The sequence below is a fragment of the Virgibacillus xinjiangensis genome, assembly GCF_042643145.1.
GTDB lineage: Bacteria > Bacillota > Bacilli > Bacillales > Amphibacillaceae > Virgibacillus_O > Virgibacillus_O xinjiangensis.
Genome location: NZ_JBHRSA010000031.1, coordinates 1 through 16,135 on the forward strand (window position 1 = coordinate 1; position 16,135 = coordinate 16,135).

The 16,135-nt window shown below is 44.8% G+C and carries 15 protein-coding genes and 1 other annotated feature; of the genes, 3 read left to right on the forward strand and 12 right to left on the reverse strand.

The genetic code is table 11. The features are described from left to right. Window positions 1-115: 115 nt before the first annotated feature. The 8 genes from minD to ACFOGI_RS07130 form a co-directional block, all read right to left on the reverse strand. Complete coding sequence (minD, locus tag ACFOGI_RS07095) at window positions 116-913, reverse strand: septum site-determining protein MinD (protein ID WP_390270590.1); 798 nt, start codon at window positions 911-913, stop codon at window positions 116-118. Continuing rightward, window positions 906-1,592 carry a septum site-determining protein MinC gene (gene minC / locus ACFOGI_RS07100; protein WP_390270593.1) on the reverse strand — a complete coding sequence of 229 codons (687 nt, stop codon included), beginning with the start codon at window positions 1,590-1,592 and terminating at the stop codon, window positions 906-908. Before minC ends, minD begins: the two co-directional genes overlap by 8 nt. A gap of 33 nt (window positions 1,593-1,625) precedes the next feature. Further along, entirely contained in the window at window positions 1,626-2,165 is a 540-nt protein-coding gene (gene mreD / locus ACFOGI_RS07105) for a rod shape-determining protein MreD (protein WP_390270596.1), read from the reverse strand. After that, window positions 2,162-3,034, reverse strand: coding sequence for a rod shape-determining protein MreC (gene mreC, locus ACFOGI_RS07110; protein WP_390270599.1), 873 nt, complete (start codon window positions 3,032-3,034; stop codon window positions 2,162-2,164). The genes mreD and mreC overlap by 4 nt, the downstream gene beginning before the upstream one ends. 12 nt (window positions 3,035-3,046) lie before the next feature. Continuing rightward, on the reverse strand, window positions 3,047-4,084 hold the full coding sequence (locus tag ACFOGI_RS07115) for a rod shape-determining protein (RefSeq protein ID WP_390270602.1): 1,038 nt from the start codon (window positions 4,082-4,084) through the stop codon (window positions 3,047-3,049). Between the two features lie 204 nt (window positions 4,085-4,288). After that, window positions 4,289-4,978 carry a RadC family protein gene (radC, locus tag ACFOGI_RS07120; RefSeq protein WP_390270605.1) on the reverse strand — a complete coding sequence of 230 codons (690 nt, stop codon included), beginning with the start codon at window positions 4,976-4,978 and terminating at the stop codon, window positions 4,289-4,291. 175 nt (window positions 4,979-5,153) lie between these two features. Continuing rightward, window positions 5,154-6,029 carry a hypothetical protein gene (locus tag ACFOGI_RS07125; protein WP_390270607.1) on the reverse strand — a complete coding sequence of 292 codons (876 nt, stop codon included), beginning with the start codon at window positions 6,027-6,029 and terminating at the stop codon, window positions 5,154-5,156. A gap of 123 nt (window positions 6,030-6,152) precedes the next feature. Then, complete coding sequence (locus ACFOGI_RS07130; protein WP_390270610.1) at window positions 6,153-7,427, reverse strand: bifunctional folylpolyglutamate synthase/dihydrofolate synthase; 1,275 nt, start codon at window positions 7,425-7,427, stop codon at window positions 6,153-6,155. A gap of 59 nt (window positions 7,428-7,486) precedes the next feature. Between ACFOGI_RS07130 and ACFOGI_RS07135 the strand changes: the two genes are divergently transcribed. Further along, window positions 7,487-8,398 carry an ATP-grasp domain-containing protein gene (locus ACFOGI_RS07135; RefSeq protein ID WP_390270613.1) on the forward strand — a complete coding sequence of 304 codons (912 nt, stop codon included), beginning with the start codon at window positions 7,487-7,489 and terminating at the stop codon, window positions 8,396-8,398. Next, window positions 8,395-9,246 (forward strand): ATP-grasp domain-containing protein, encoded by an 852-nt coding sequence (locus tag ACFOGI_RS07140; protein ID WP_390270616.1) that lies wholly within the window; start codon window positions 8,395-8,397, stop codon window positions 9,244-9,246. The genes ACFOGI_RS07135 and ACFOGI_RS07140 overlap by 4 nt, the downstream gene beginning before the upstream one ends. A gap of 52 nt (window positions 9,247-9,298) precedes the next feature. Here the strand turns inward: ACFOGI_RS07140 and ACFOGI_RS07145 are convergent, their stop codons facing one another. Then, entirely contained in the window at window positions 9,299-11,944 is a 2,646-nt protein-coding gene (locus tag ACFOGI_RS07145; protein WP_390270619.1) for a valine--tRNA ligase, read from the reverse strand. Between the two features lie 43 nt (window positions 11,945-11,987). After that, window positions 11,988-12,227 (reverse strand) — a binding site (T-box leader). Window positions 12,228-12,369: 142 nt separating this feature from the next. Between ACFOGI_RS07145 and ACFOGI_RS07150 the strand changes: the two genes are divergently transcribed. Beyond that, window positions 12,370-12,558, forward strand: coding sequence for a hypothetical protein (locus ACFOGI_RS07150; protein ID WP_390270622.1), 189 nt, complete (start codon window positions 12,370-12,372; stop codon window positions 12,556-12,558). Here the strand turns inward: ACFOGI_RS07150 and ACFOGI_RS07155 are convergent. The 3 genes from ACFOGI_RS07155 to hemL all read right to left on the reverse strand — a co-directional run bounded on the left by ACFOGI_RS07155 (window position 12,555) and on the right by hemL (window position 16,124). Then, window positions 12,555-13,568 (reverse strand): hypothetical protein, encoded by a 1,014-nt coding sequence (locus ACFOGI_RS07155; protein WP_390270624.1) that lies wholly within the window; start codon window positions 13,566-13,568, stop codon window positions 12,555-12,557. The genes ACFOGI_RS07150 and ACFOGI_RS07155 overlap by 4 nt on opposite strands. Before the next feature lie 83 nt (window positions 13,569-13,651). After that, the gene (gene spoVID / locus ACFOGI_RS07160; RefSeq protein ID WP_390270628.1) at window positions 13,652-14,704 is read right to left on the reverse strand and encodes a stage VI sporulation protein D; all 1,053 of its coding nucleotides are present in this window, start codon (window positions 14,702-14,704) and stop codon (window positions 13,652-13,654) included. Window positions 14,705-14,837: 133 nt separating this feature from the next. Then, entirely contained in the window at window positions 14,838-16,124 is a 1,287-nt protein-coding gene (gene hemL, locus ACFOGI_RS07165) for a glutamate-1-semialdehyde 2,1-aminomutase (RefSeq protein WP_390270631.1), read from the reverse strand. Window positions 16,125-16,135: the final 11 nt, after the last annotated feature.

Consider the following 16,135-nt stretch of genomic DNA (forward strand, 5'->3'; position numbering starts at 1 on the left):
GGTTACAATGACCTTCACCGCTCGGGACTCGAACCCTAAAGCGTGCGCACATGCCGGGCACACAAAAGAAGCAATGATTGCACACAATCATTGCTTCTTGGAAAATAATGACGTTTCAACTGCCAATTCCAAAAAATTTCTTTACTCTCTCAAATACTCCTTTTTGCTCTTCCAGAGACTGTAGTGGTACAGTCTCTCCTAAAATTCTTCTGGCGATATTCCGATAGGCTATGGAGGCTTTCGAGTCCGACTTCAATGCGATCGGTGTCCCATTATTCGAAGCCTTGATAACGGCATCATCATCGGTGACAATACCGATCAGATCAATCGACAGGACTTGTACAATTTCATCCACATCCAGCATATCTCCGCTCTTCATCATATGATTGCGGATTCGGTTGATAACCAGACGGGGCGGTTCCATATCCTCTTTCTCCAGTAGGCCAATAATGCGGTCAGCATCCCTGACGCTCGATTTTTCGGGTGTGGTCACCACAATCGCTTTATCGGCACCGGCCACGGCATTCTGATAACCTTGTTCGATCCCTGCAGGGCAGTCAATGATGATATAATCATATTCCTGTTTTAGTTCACCGATGATCTCCTTCATGCCGTCCGCCGTTAGCGCAGACTTGTCGCTTGTTTGCGCAGCCGGAAGCAAAGATAGGTAATCGAACCGCTTATCTTTGATCATTGCCTGCTTCAATTTGCAACGGCCTTCGATGACGTCCACGATGTCATAGATGATCCGATTTTCAAGTCCCATAATCACATCCAGATTCCTCAGCCCGATATCTGTATCAATTAGACAAACTTTTTTTTCCAACATTGCTAAAGCCGTGCCTATATTAGCAGAAGTAGTAGTTTTACCTACCCCGCCTTTACCGGATGTAATAACGATTGCCTCACCCATTTTGCATTCTCCTTTCAAACCTGCTCAATTCTCTTCTCCTCTTGGAAAGAACCTGGAGCCGGTCAATCACAATCTTGTCCTGCTTCTCATCAATCATCCCGCATTCCATATATACACCTTCCGCTTCATAATCGGGTGAGCGGCTGATATAATCAGCGATTCGCAGTTGACTGGGCTTCATATAAGAGGCTGCAACGAATGCTTGGCGGTTTTCATCTGCACCGGCATGTGCAATGCCGAATAAACTGCCCATCACATAGATATTCCCCGAGGAAACAACTTTGCCGCCAGGATTGACATCTCCTATAAGCAGGAGATCTCCTTTGACCTCCAAAACTTGTCCGGATCTCACAATACGGTGGAAGGCTTTGATTTCACTTTCTTCCTTCCAACGCCTGGCATCGTCCTGATGGATAACTTCAGACTCGATTGCTTGGATAACGAACCGGCTTTCCCTCTCGATGATTTTCGTGATTCTCTGTATCTGTTCTTTACTCAGGTAGCGCCTGCCTGTTTTAACGGATACGGAGACTATCGGCTCATCCTGACGGGGATGGCTGGAGGCTATTTTGGATTCCAATTCTTTTGCTGCATCCGCAAAAGCGCAATCATCATCAATAAAAAGAGAAAGGCCATCCCTTGTTCCTTTGATTGTTATTAATTGTTTCCTGTCTTGCACGTTAAGTCACCCCATTAAGATTACCTGGACAGTCTAAAATCTATTTCTATCAAAAACTTGCATCTCACTCCATTTTTCCAATCGTTTGACAATGATCGGATAAAAGATAATTAAAAAGAAGAGATTTGCAAGTACTGTTGGCAATAGCCGGTACATTAAGTAATTTTCCCAAATCATTGCTGCAGTCCCTACAATCATATAGATGACATAAATGAATATATCTGCAGCAACAATCCCCAACATGCCCAACAGAAGTGCTGTTAAAATATTATCATGCAGTATTTTTTTCAATCCATGGGCCAGATAGACCGCCGCCGCATAGGAAAACATATAGACACCCAGAATCCCCGTATAGACGATGTCAATCAGAAAGCCGAAAGCCAGCGCATATAATACGGAATAATATGTAGACTCCTTATCATAAAAAATCGCTAGCATTACTAGAAAAATGAGGACCCAGTGCGGGATGATCAGATAATCCCCGCTAACAATACCGGGAGGCAGCAAATCCAGAGCCACTCCTTCCGAAATGGTCAACAGGAACAGGATGCCGGGTACATATAACCGCTTCATTCTTCTTCCTCCCCGCCTTCTTCACTTTCAGAAAGTTTGCGGTCCACGACGATGACTTGATCTACATCGTACATATTGGCTGCTGGTTCAACAAGCGCTGTGCGGGTCAGGCCATATTGATCGGGAACTACATCCTTCACTGTCCCTATCTGAAGCCCAGCCGGAAATACACCGCCCATACCTGAAGAGACAACGAGCTCCCCTTCCTGCAGGTCTTCATCAGATTCTTCTATGATCCGGAACAGCAGAGAATCAGACTCAGGATCGAATCCTTCAATCATCCCGAATATATCCTGGCCCTCTTCACGGGAAATGGTGGCAGAGATTCTATTAAGCTGGTCAAACCCGGTAAGCAGTTGTACAGTTGATGTAAATTGAGAAGCTGTCTGTATTTTGCCTACCATCCCTTCAGAAGTGATCACGGCCATATTGGGGCGGATACCATCCTGTTCCCCCTTATTGATGGTGACCTGCTCCATCCACCTCTCAGGTGAACGGGATACAACAGAGGCCTGTACCGGATTGTACTCTCTTATGGAGTCCGTGATGCCCAATGTGTCTCTGAGTTCCTCATTCTCTTCTCTTAATTCCTGTACTTCATAGATAAGCCCACCGTACTCGGCCAGTTTCTCCTTCAACAGCCGGTTTTCCTCAAAGGTATTCTGGATTTCGTCTATATTGGTGAAAATATCTGTAATAAACTGGACCGGGGCATGTACTGTACGCTGAGCCCAGCCGACCGTATCATTAATGAACTGCTCTGCAGTTGTGATGTTATCCCTGTTACTCAGTGAAAAACCTATTAAAGCAACTAATATAATAAAACCTATCAATAGTATAAATAATTTTCTTTTACGTAAAAATGACATACCTACACCTACTTAATCAATGGAAGAACGTGACGATACATTTGGGTGGGCTCGGAAATGCTGGATATACTCCAAGGATTTTCCGGTTCCAAGAGCCACACTGTCCAATGGATTTTCTGTCACGAACACAGGCATTTTTGTCTCATCGCTGATGATTTGATCCAAGCCTTTTAACAAGGCGCCTCCACCGGATAGGACGATGCCACGATCCATTATGTCCGCAGCTAGTTCCGGGGGAGTATGCTCCAGGGTGTTTTTCACCGCTTCCACAATCGCTTCGACTGTATCATGGATGGATTCCAGAATTTCTTCTCCTGTAATACTGATGGTTTTCGGCAGTCCTGTCAACAAATCCCTGCCCCGTATATCCATCTCGACAGGCTCCTTCAATATGGCGGCTCCGATGTCCATCTTAATAGATTCAGCTGTTCTCTCCCCAATCATAAGGCTGTATTTCTTACGAATATACTGGATGATCGCCTCGTCCATTCCATCTCCTGCAGTCCGTATGGATTGGCTGGTGACAATCCCACCCAGGGAAACCACTGCTACTTCTGCAGTGCCGCCGCCAATATCAACAATCATACTGCCAGTCGGTTCCCAGACGGGAAGGCCCGCACCGATCGCTGCTGCAAATGGTTCAGCAATCGGGAATGCCTCTTTAGCACCCGCCTGCTTTGTAGCATCTATTACAGCCCGCTCTTCTACCATGGTGATTCCTGATGGGACACAAATCATGACATTCGGCTTTCTGGCAAAGAACGAGCGGTTCTGCATTGCTTTTTTAATATAATACTTCATCATTGCTGCGGTGGTGTCATAATCTGCTATCACCCCATCCTTCATCGGCCGGATGACAGAGATATTACCTGGTGTCCTCCCGATCATATTGCGGGCCGATTCCCCGACAGCCTCTATTTCCCCTGTGTGTCTATTCCGTGCAACCACGGATGGCTCTCGCACAACAACACCCTTGCCTTTAACAAAAACGAGCGTATTGGCAGTACCTAAATCAATCCCCAAGTCCTGTGACAAGTTGAATATTCCCAAATAAACCTTCCTCTCCAAGCATCAACATTCATGATCCCGGTATATCGATCAATGAACCATTCCTATTTTCACATCTTATTATAGATAAGTAAAATGGCACGTCCACCAGCACGCGCAATAAGCGCCACTTTCCATAAAAAATGAAAAATGGCGCCGACCTTCTCTTTATACAATTATACGAAAAAACCTATAAAATAGATAGTATTATAAATACCCTTTTTCTTTCAACGAGACAAATTTCCTGTCACCAATCACCAGATGGTCCAATAGCTCTATCCCAATCATTTTTCCCGATTCTGCCAGGCGTCTGGTAACATGGATGTCTTCCTGAGAGGGCGAGGGGTCTCCAGAAGGGTGGTTATGGGCGACAATCAGGGAAGCAGCAGAACGTTTCACCGCCTCCCGGAACACTTCCCTGGGGTGTACAATAGATGCATTCAGGCTGCCGATGAAAATGGTCTGACGATGGATGATTTGGTTTTTAGTATTCAAAAATAACACCACAAAATGCTCCTGGTTGAGGCTCCGCATTTCTTCCATAACATAGTCTGCACCATCTTCCGGTGAACGGATTACATAACGTTCGTTCGGTTTATATTGGTTCATCCGCTTGCCGAATTCAATAGCAGCAAGCATCTGAACCCCTTTCGCCAAACCGATCCCCCGAATGGCAACCAGTTCTTCAATAGCGGCGTCATTCAAAAGTTTCAGCCCTTCAAAATGCATGAGCACCCGTTGGGCCAATGCCATGACAGATTCTTCCTTAGTCCCGCTGCCAAGTATGACTGCAAGCAGTTCCTGATTAGACAGATGGGATGCCCCCAGTTTTAACAGTCGTTCTCTCGGTCGGTCTTCCTTTGGGACGTCTTTAAGCATAATTGATGTCGTCTTCATGATTCAACCTCCTTTCCAAGATAAAATCATCTTATTGGAAAGGAACGGAACTGACAAACTGCCAAAAAAGGAAATTCACTTGATCTGCCTTCCCGAAACTAGGAAAACCGTCCTGCAAAAATAGCAGAACGGCTGTCCATGTTATCCTAGAAAATTAAAAATGCATATTTTGTGATTATTGGCTGACAGTTTGTTCATACTGCAGCCACATATGCAGGAGACTCTCCTGGGTTCCCTTGCCCCCCTGTTCTATTCCGTCCTTCTGACTGGCTATTTCTTCTTTCATAGGGAGTAGTTCTTCCGATTCACTCGGGAATGTTTCCAACAACTCTTCCCATCCTTGTATATCAACTGCAGAGGTATTTGTCAGGCCTTCCAGGCTGCTATTCCACTGTTCTACAAATTTCCTGACCCACGCAGCTTCACCATTTGTAAGCTCCACTTCTGGCTCTGTTGTCTGCCATTCTTTCACAAAAGACTCCAATTGATAATCCGCCATATCACTTGAAAGTTGGGAGGCCGTATCTTCATCCGCAGCAATCCCAGCAAATAGAAAGTATTGCCCATCCTTCTGCCAAATCACTTGCGGCATTCCTGCACTAGAGAATTTCTCCGCCCACTCTTCCGCATTCACCCTGTTGCCGAACACACCACCTTGGACAACAAAAGCCTGGAGCCCTTGGAGAGGGGTGGGAGCATGGCCCTTTTGTTCCTCTTCATTTTCAGTAACCCCTGCTCCGACAAAAGCCGTCCCATCATCAGTTCCATCAGCATCTATACCGGCAATCATGCGCAACATGACAAACCCTAACACCGAGCCGATAAGGACAGCGGAAATACCTGCCATGAGAACAGGTTTGAACAAATTATATCCAGAAACTTTCCTCCCAGCCGTCTTTTTCTTTTTTTTTTGAGGTGCTGTCGGGGTCAGAACCGGTTCCTCGTCTTGATCCTCTATCACAGCCGCCTGCTGCTCTTTGGCAGGATCGCTGAGTTTGAAACTGATTCTATTGCCTTCTTTTTTCATCTCTACTTTTCTTTCTCTATCCATATTTTGCCCTCCCGCCGGTGGTTAATATATCACCAACTCTAGCATATGAAAGATGAAAAGTAAGACGAACCTTGTCAAACTTTTAAAAAAGCATTCAGCAAAATACGTCGTGGTCGGCTTCCATTATTCCATAAGAATCTGTCGGACTTCTGCGATAAAATGAAGAGAGCCGGCAATGAAATAACAGGTATCTCTATCAGCCACCATCTCTCCCATCATACTTTGCCATTGGTCCACCACGGAAACACGGAGTCCTGCAACCATCCCCTCCAGTTCGGAGGCCGTGGCAGCCCTTGGATGGTCAAAGGAAGTTACCGTTATGGAATCAAAATATTGCGCAGCCCTGTGCAGCATCCCCTTAACATCTTTGTCCTTGAATGCAGCAAAAACAAGATGCTTGTCCCGCTCCTTGTAATGATTATGGACAGTTTCAAGAAACTGTGTCATTCCTGCCGGGTTATGTGCCCCGTCCACAATGATTGTCGGATCTCTCCTCACCATTTCGAAACGGCATGGAAGCTTCGCCTGCTCTATTGCCCGGATCGTATGTTTTTCATTGAGCGGAAAACCTTTTCTTTTGATGACAGACAACGCCATCCAGGCGAGGGAAGCATTCGCCATTTGATGCTTGCCCTTCATAATCAATTCCAGATCTACCGGCTTTTTTTCGATCCCTGTCAAATTTTGTAACTGCATTTTCCCTTCCCCTGTTTGGATGATGTTGAAATCCTGACCCAGCATGAAAATTTCCGACTCGTTTATTTTCGCTTCACCACGAATTACATCAGCCGCTTTCTCTGGCATCCAACCGATGATCGCAGGTGTTTTCGGCTTAATGACTCCTGCTTTATGATACGCTATTTTCTCTTCCGTATCGCCTAAAAATTTTATATGGTCCTTGGCAACGTTTGTTATAATAGAGACCAGCGGATGAAAGCAATTGGTTGTATCTTCTCTTCCTCCCATCCCCGCTTCAATTACAGCTATGTCTGTAGTCGAAGAAAAATGAAGAAAGGCTATGGCAGTGATGATTTCGAATTCCGTGGGGGCATCTCCTTGCTCATCCATCTCATTGACTATGGGCAGTACCCGATTACATAACCGGATGAACTTTTTTTGGGACACAGGCTTCCCATCCACCAAAATATGTCCAGTAATCCCCGAGTGGCTTGGAGAGGTGAATACACCCGTACGATATCCATTGGATAGGAATGCCTGTTCCAGAAAATGAGCAGTTGAGCCTTTACCGTTCGTTCCAGCAACATGGATCCCTTTTATATTTTCCTGCGGGCTGCCAAGGCGTTTCAAAAGTGACTGGATACGACCCAGCCCCGGCTTAATACCGACTTTTTTTCGATGTTCAAAAAAGGCTGACGCCTCTTCAAAGGATTCATACATTGGATACACCACTTTCTACTTTTCAATCCCTAATAGTATAGCAGAAAGGATATATACAATTGAATTTACATGGATGGATCATTTATAACGGAAACCTTCCTGGAGATAAATTCCTGGATTTTGCACAATGGATCCACGAAGCGGCATCCAGGAAGAACAGCAAAACAGTGATATATCAAAACAATGAACTTCTAAGTCTATTGGACGCCAGCAAATTGGATATCCTCGGACACTCTACTGCCCCTCTTCCAGATTATGCCGTGTTCGCTGACAAAGATATTTATTTGGCGAGACAGTTGGAACTGTTGGGCATCCGGGTATTCAATAGTTCAGCAGCGATAGAACGGAGCGATGATAAAATTGCTTCTTATCAACAGCTGGCCAGTCAACATATACCTATGCCAAAGACCATTGTTTCTCCAAAAATTTTTTCAACTGGTACGATTGGGGAAGAAATAACCCGACATGCGGTTGAGGAACTTGGATTCCCACTGATCATCAAGGAGGCATATGGCTCCTTCGGTGAACAAGTTTATCTTATTACCAATGAAACGGAACTCTATCAGAAAGCAAATGAACTTGCGGGAACAGCTTTCATGTTTCAGGAATTCATTTCTTCCAGCTATGGAAGAGATCTGAGACTGCATGTGGTAGGAAACAGGGTTGCTGCTGCAATGAAACGGCAATCAAAAAATGACTTCCGCGCCAATATTACTGCTGGTGGAACAATGGAACCCTATCAGCCGACAGACTATGAAGTAGAACTGGCCGTGTCCGCTGCAGCTTGTATTGGCGCAGATATCGCAGGAGTGGACTTGCTGTTTGGCCCAGATGGAAGCCCACTTGTATGTGAAATCAATTCCAACGCACATATAAGAAATTTGTATGAGTGTACAGGTATTAATGTTGCCGAAAATATAATCGACTACATTTTAGAAAAATTGAGTCAGCAAGAAGGTGGCACCCGGTGAAAAGAGGATGGCTGATTTACCGGAAAGAAGATGCAGTCAGGAATCAGGATTATATTGACTGGATGAAAGAGGAAGCAATCTTACAAGGGCTTTCCTTGGAGTTACTTTATCGAGAAGAGCTGGACATCGGCATCACACATGGAAGTTATGGAATTTGGAGAAATGGCTGTCGGCTGGAGCTACCGGATTTTGCCATAAACAGGACGGTCGATCCGTTCTTCAGCTTTCATATGGAAAACATGCAGATCCAAGTCTTCAACTCTTCAGAAATATCAAGAATTTGTAACGACAAAGCTTTAACCTACCAATATATCCAGCAGATGGGAATCCCTGTAATAGATAGTTTATTTTACCAAAAGAAAGACTTGCCTATTGCCCCTCCTCTTCCATTGCCCGTGGTTGTAAAGGAAACTGGAGGTAGAGGTGGAGAAAATGTCCATCTCATCCATAATCAAAAGGACTGGGAGATGGCCATGCAGAAGCTTTCACAGACATCCATCATAGTACAATCGGCAGATGTGCAATTAGGAAAGGATCTCCGGGTGTTTGTGGTCGGGCAGGAAGTGGTAGCAGCTGTTCTGAGGAAGAACAATCATGATTTTCGCGCGAATTATAAACTTGGTGGCAATGCCTCTCTCTATCAATTGACAGAAAAAGAGTCAGCTGCTGTGCAAAAGATTATCCGGCGTTTCCCGTTTGGCATGGTCGGCATCGATTTTCTGATAGGGAAACAGGGAAACTTATTGTTCAATGAGATAGAAGATGCAGTGGGGTCCAGGACACTGAGCAAAGTGGAGGGACCTAATATTGTCCAGAGATATATGAAGTTTATACGGCAGAAATTATAAAAGGGCGGCCCCAAAAGTCTGATAAGACTATGTGGGCTGCCCTTTATTCACCTTAGTTTTTCAACTCTTCCAGTCTTGCCTTAACTTTCGCTTGTTTCTCCAGATAATCTTTTTCTTTTTGTTTTTCTTCATCCACCACAGCTTGCGGAGCCTTGCTCACAAAGCCTTCATTTGCCAGTTTCTTCTGCACACGAATGACTTCTTTATTCCATTTATCCAGTTCCTTTTCCAACCGCTTGATCTCTTTATCGAAATCAATCAGGCCTTCCAATGGCAGGAATAACTCCGCGCCGGTCACTACTGCGGACATCGCCTTATCCGGAGCATCCACCTTTTCAGCAATCTGCAGTTCGCTTGGATTACAGAAACGTTCCAGGTACTCCCGGTTCTTTTCCAACTCCTTCGCAATCTGTTCATTTTCTGCCTGGATTAGAAGCCTTACTTGCTTGGACATTGGAGTGTCCACTTCCGCCCGGATATTTCGGACGGACTTGATAATGGAGACCAGACGATCCATTTCTTGTGAAGCCTGCTTGTTGTCAAATTCTTCTCTCACCTCTGGCCAGGAAGCAACGGTTATAGATTCGCCCTTATGTGGGAGCTGCTGCCAAATCTCTTCTGTAATGAATGGCATGAATGGGTGTAGCATACGCATCGTCTGATCCAATACGTAGGCAAGCACGGAACGTGTCATGTTCTTCTTCTGTTCATCTTCTCCATAGAGAGGCAGTTTCGCCATTTCTATATACCAGTCACAAAGCTCATCCCAGATAAAGTTATACAAGTGACGTCCCGCTTCACCAAATTCGTATTTATCCGTGTTGCGGGTAACATGTTCAATCGTTTCATTGAGCCGAGTCAAAATCCATTGATCAGCCAAGGTTTTCTCACCAGATAAATCGATATGTTCATAGGTGAACCCTTCCATATTCATCAAAGAGAAACGGGAGGCATTCCAAATTTTATTGGCAAAATTCCAAGTCGCTTCTACTTTCTCCCAATGAAATCTCAGGTCTTGCCCAGGTGTAGAGCCTGTCAGTAGAAAATACCTCAAGGAGTCCGCCCCATATTTCTCTATGACATCCATCGGGTCAACTCCATTACCGAGGGATTTACTCATCTTCCTTCCTTCTGCATCACGAATAAGGCCATGTATGAGGACATCTTTAAAAGGTCTTTTACCAGTAAACTGTTTCGACTGGAAGATCATTCGCGCTACCCAGAAGAAGATGATATCATATCCGGTTACAAGTACGTCGGTCGGGAAATAACGCTTGAAATCTTCTGCATCCTCATCCGGCCAACCCATAGTAGAAAACGGCCATAAGGCAGAGGAGAACCATGTATCCAGCACGTCCTCATCCTGTTCCCAATTCTCCAGATCCTTTGGAGCTTCCTTGCCGACATGGATTTCTCCTGTATCTTTGTGATACCAGGCAGGGATTCGATGGCCCCACCATAACTGCCGTGAAATACACCAATCACGAATATTTTCCATCCAATGAAGATAGGTTCGTTCAAATCTTTCGGGTACAAAGTTGACTTTTTCATTGCCTTCCTGCAATTCAATGGCAGCATCTGCAAGTGGCTGCATGTTCACAAACCATTGCGTAGAGAGGTAAGGTTCCACCACTGCTCCGCTTCTTTCTGAATGCCCCACTTGATGCACTCGATTCTCGATTTGGAAAAGGACTCCCTGATGCTGAAGATCTTCCACTATTTGTTTTCGGCATTCAAAACGATCCATCCCCTGGTATTTACCAGCATTTTCATTCATGGAACCATCTTCATTCATGACCAGGATACGCTCGAGATTATGTCGGTTACCTATTTCAAAGTCATTCGGATCATGTGCCGGTGTAATTTTAACGGCACCCGAGCCTAATTCCATATCTACATACTCATCTGCAACTATTTCAATTTCCCTGCCGGTAATCGGAAGAACCACTGTTTTTCCGATTAAATGCTGATAACGTTCGTCCTTCGGATGGACAGCGACTGCAGTATCACCAAGCATGGTTTCTGGCCTTGTCGTGGCTATTTCAATTGTTTCATCACTGTCTTTGAGAGGATAACGCATGTGATAGAATTTTCCTTCTACCTCCTCATAAACCACTTCAATATCGGAAAGGGCTGTCTGTGTTGCAGGATCCCAATTGATAATATATTCGCCACGATAGATGAGTCCTTTTTCATATAATGAAACAAATACTTCTTTTACTGCCTCAGAAAGCCCTTCATCAAGAGTGAAACGCTCTCGGCTATAATCGACACCAAGCCCCATCTTTTCCCATTGGGAACGGATGAAATCAGCGTACTCCTCTTTCCAATCCCAGGATTTCTCCAGAAACTTCTCTCTACCCAGATCATAGCGGCTTGTTCCTTGTTCCTTCAGTTTTGCCTCCACCTTTGCCTGGGTTGCGATGCCGGCATGGTCCATTCCCGGCAACCACAGAACATCATATCCTTGCATCCTTTTCATGCGAGAGATGGTATCCTGCATGGTTGTATCCCATGCATGGCCCAGGTGCAGCCTTCCTGTTACATTAGGGGGTGGAATAACAATAGTGAAGGGTTCTTTATCCGGGTCGCCCGCAGCCTCAAAAAACTTCCCTTCCAACCAGAACTTGTATCTCCCTTTTTCTACTGCCTGTGGGTCGTACTTTGACGGCAGGGAATTACGTTCATTTTCCTTCATTTCCTTTACCTCCATTTCATCTAAAAAACCCTTCCCATCCTAATTAAAGGACGAAAAGGGTCATTTCCGTGGTACCACCTTTGTTTACATAAACATTCCGTTTGTGCACACTTATTCAATGATAACGGTCATATCCCGGCTTCTTCTATTGAGAAAAGTTCATTCCTTTCAAAGAAGCAGCATCCAGGGCGACTTCCAAAATAATGAATCCTAGGAAATTTCCAGCACATGATTTCCCTCTCTGCAGGTATTATTTTGTACTACTCCCTCTCAACGCCTATCGTATTTCATTATAATTAATTTTATCCATTCCTACGACTGTCGTCAACTGTTAGTCAAGTTTTTGCACAGAGCGGGCCTCTTTATACATATAATGGATAATAAAATCATGTTTCTTACTGATTTTGAGTGAAGGAGTGACCAATATGGCCCGCTATTACCGATACCGTCTGCCTCCCTGGGCAAGACAATGCATGACGGTTATCGAAAAAGTTACATTACCTATTTTGATTTTCCAGCTGATCCGCACGTTGTTTTTCCCTTCAACTCTGGATGTTTTCCTTCTTGGCCTGCTTGTTGGGCTGTTTATCGCTTTTTACTTGGAGTGGATTTAATCATCCTCTTGGAACGATATAGTCTCAAACTCCTGTTCAATATGCTGTGAAAATTCGAGTCCAAATAAAACACGCCGGTAGTACCGCTGGAGAGGAGGGATATAATCCATCATCCTCCCTTTGTCGGCTTTGCCGGTGTATTGCTTCACCAGTTTCATATAATGGGATGGATCGAGCATGTGAATAACCAGCAGGTGCAACTCCGTCTCTGACAGTCGATTTCTTTGCATATATGACCCAAACAGTTCGATGAACCAACTGCCTGGGTGATTATGATAAAGAGTCTCACGGCTATATAGACCAGTTAAGTCACTGACAGCATTATCAAATCTGCTATTTTCCCAGTTGATAAAAAAAGGATCGGCAGCAGTCTGAAGGGTGTGTGACATCCTTAGGTTCCCGTGACATAGACTCCAGCTCCACGTGCCGTCCTTTTTCGCACTGTCCACCAGCTGTTCTGTCCGCTTAGAACCTATATGGCAGGCAGCTTCCAGTTCTTTGAAATGTGTGCATACTAGGAGTTCCACCGGCGACATATATCGTTTTTTTTCAAACTGTCCTATGAAGGATGTCAACTCTCGATGTGTGCTTTGGCAATAGTCCCTATATGTATCGAATCTTTTCCAAGCATCCTCTTGTGCCAAATCTTTCTTCCTCTTTGTACGTGCGTGGATATCTCCCAGATGGCGATAAATTCCTTTAATATGGTCTTTTCTTCCCCGGTGTTCGTCTGTCTGTACCCATGGCGTTAAATAATAGATGTGGCCATCCATTTCTACATGCAGTTTTCGGTTATGGGTCAAATAAACCGGAAGGACTGCGTCCAAATTCCGAGAGGAAGCCAGGTGGTAGGTGTTTTCAAAAGAGACGGCTGTTTCATGTGTCATCAGGCTTCTCTTTAATGCATAATCGCCTTGGCCATCTTGTATCCGAAACAATCGATCGGTTATTTGGGTGATATTGGCTGGGTAGATGGAATAGGCATTCATGACCCTTTGTATAGATTCCATTAGATCACCATCTTTACCGTAGAATGATAGAGAACCTCTGAAAAAGCAGACACCCCTTGTTCTGAGAGCAAGGGGCTTAAAAGTCACCTTCGTTTGAAAGGGATATGCAACAATTGGCCTTCAGATATATCATAGTCATCGTCGAGACCATTCTGTTTAATCAACTGCAGAGCAGAGATTTCATACCGTTCTGCAATCGATTCAATGGTATCATTATTTTGGACGATACAGAGCCTGAGACGTGTATATTCCTCTTCCTCCGATTTTCTGAACACATCGGAGAGATAACTGGCATCTTCCACTTCCTCTTCTGATGCATGCATCGAATGCTCTTCTACGACAGCAGCATCCTCCCCTTCTTTTGATAGCGTTGTGTCCTCTACTTCCCCACTCTCTTCTTCCATGCCACCTTCGTTCTCCACTGATTTGCCCTCTTGGAAGAAATCCTTCAGAGATTGTGTCTGTTTATATTTCCATCGATCCTTTTCAGCTGATTCCTTCTCAGCAGCTGGTTCCACTTCCGGTTCCAGTGCTGGAAAATCATTCGATTGTTCTAAGACTTCTTGCCCTTGTTGTTCACTCAAATCCTCTTCAGGTTGTTTGATTTCAAACTCAAATGTATCTTTTTCCTCGTCCCTGTCGAAAGGCTCCTCTTCTTCTAGAACCTCTTCTGTTTCAGCTTCTGTTGCCTCCGCCTGGCCGTCTATCCCTTCAATTTCGATAGTCGAATACAACTTCAACTGCCGCTGCTCAGGTATTTCATAATCAAATGACTGTACCGTTACCGTGACATCACTCAAATCCTTGACACGATAAGAAGGAATGGAGATCTCAACCGGGAACCGGTGGGTAAATGTAGACAGACCCTCATCCGTATCATCGACTCTCTCTACATACCGTCTCGCTTGGAAATTCCCCTCCTCTTCCAGCTTCTCCTCTGCTTTGTCCGAACTGTCCAATTTCACATATTCCCCGTTCAGTTCAATAGCCCCTCGTATTGAAATATAATCATTAAAAGATTGAATGGATATTTCAGGATCCAGGGAAATACCTCGCAACTCTTCAACTTCCTGTCCCTTTTCAAAATAAAGGGATTCATTTAATTCAAAACTGAAAGCCGACTGGTCGTTAGACAAATGAACTCCTCCCCTCAACATACCAATACCTTATGTTGGCAATATCTAAATTATTTATATGACATGGGGCGAGAAGTTATGCCCAGGAACCACAAAAGCCATCCCCATAGGGAATGGCTTTACCAATATCTACTTAATTGATTTTTGAAAATGCTTTACGTATCGCTTCTACCGTTTGATCAATATCTTCGTCCGTGTGAGCTGTCGATAGAAACAGACCCTCAAACTGAGATGGAGGAAGGAAAATGCCTTCTTCAATCATCGCACGATAATATTGGGCAAAGTAGTCAAGATTGGACGATTGTGCTGAATTATAATCCACTACATCTTCGTTGGTAAAGAACACTCCAACCATAGAGCCGGCTCTATTTACATGAAGTGGGATATCATATTCTTCTGCTGCCTGCTTGAATCCATCAATCAGTTTGTCCACTTTACGGTTGATTTCTTCATAGGAGGTTTCGTCCAGCGCACGCAACGTTTCATAACCAGCAGTCATGGCCAGCGGGTTGCCGGACAAGGTACCTGCTTGATATATAGAACCGGTAGGAGCAACCTTTTCCATGATTTCTCGTTTCCCTCCGTACGCGCCTACAGGCAGTCCTCCTCCGATCACTTTACCGAGACAGGTCAGGTCAGGTGTCACACCGAAATGCCCTTGAGCACATTGATAACCAACCCTGAAGCCTGTCATGACCTCATCGAAGATCAACACGCTATTATGTTCTTCCGTAATTTCTCTTAATCCCTCCAGGAACTTGTTGCGGGGAGGAACTACACCCATATTTCCTGAAACCGGTTCAACAATAACTGCTGCAATATCATCGCCATACTGCTCAAATGCATAATGGACGCTCTCCATATCATTATAAGGCACGGTTATCGTATTGCGGGCAATGGATTCAGGGACACCCGGACTGTCTGGAAGGCCCAGCGTCGCAACTCCTGACCCTGCTTTAATGAGCAGCGAGTCTCCATGTCCGTGGTAGTTCCCTTCAAATTTCAGAATTTTATTCTTGCCAGTGTACCCTCGTGCCAGCCTCAATGCACTCATGGTTGCTTCCGTACCGGAATTCACCATTCGGACTATTTCGATAGAGGGCACACGGTCGATAACCAGTTCTGCGAGCTTGTTCTCCATGATGGTAGGCGCGCCGAAGCTGGTTCCGTTGGCAGCAGTCTCCTGCAACCCAGAAACAACCCTATCATCCGCATGTCCAAGAATCAGTGGTCCCCAACTCAGAACATAGTCAATATATTCATTTCCATCAATATCTGTAATCTTCGAACCTTTTCCGGATTCCATGAAAATTGGTGACATACCAACTGACTTGAATGCACGGACAGGAGAATTCACTCCACCAGGCATCAATTGGACGGCGTCTCTATAAGCACCTTCTGAACGTTCAAAACTTTTCATGATACATCCAT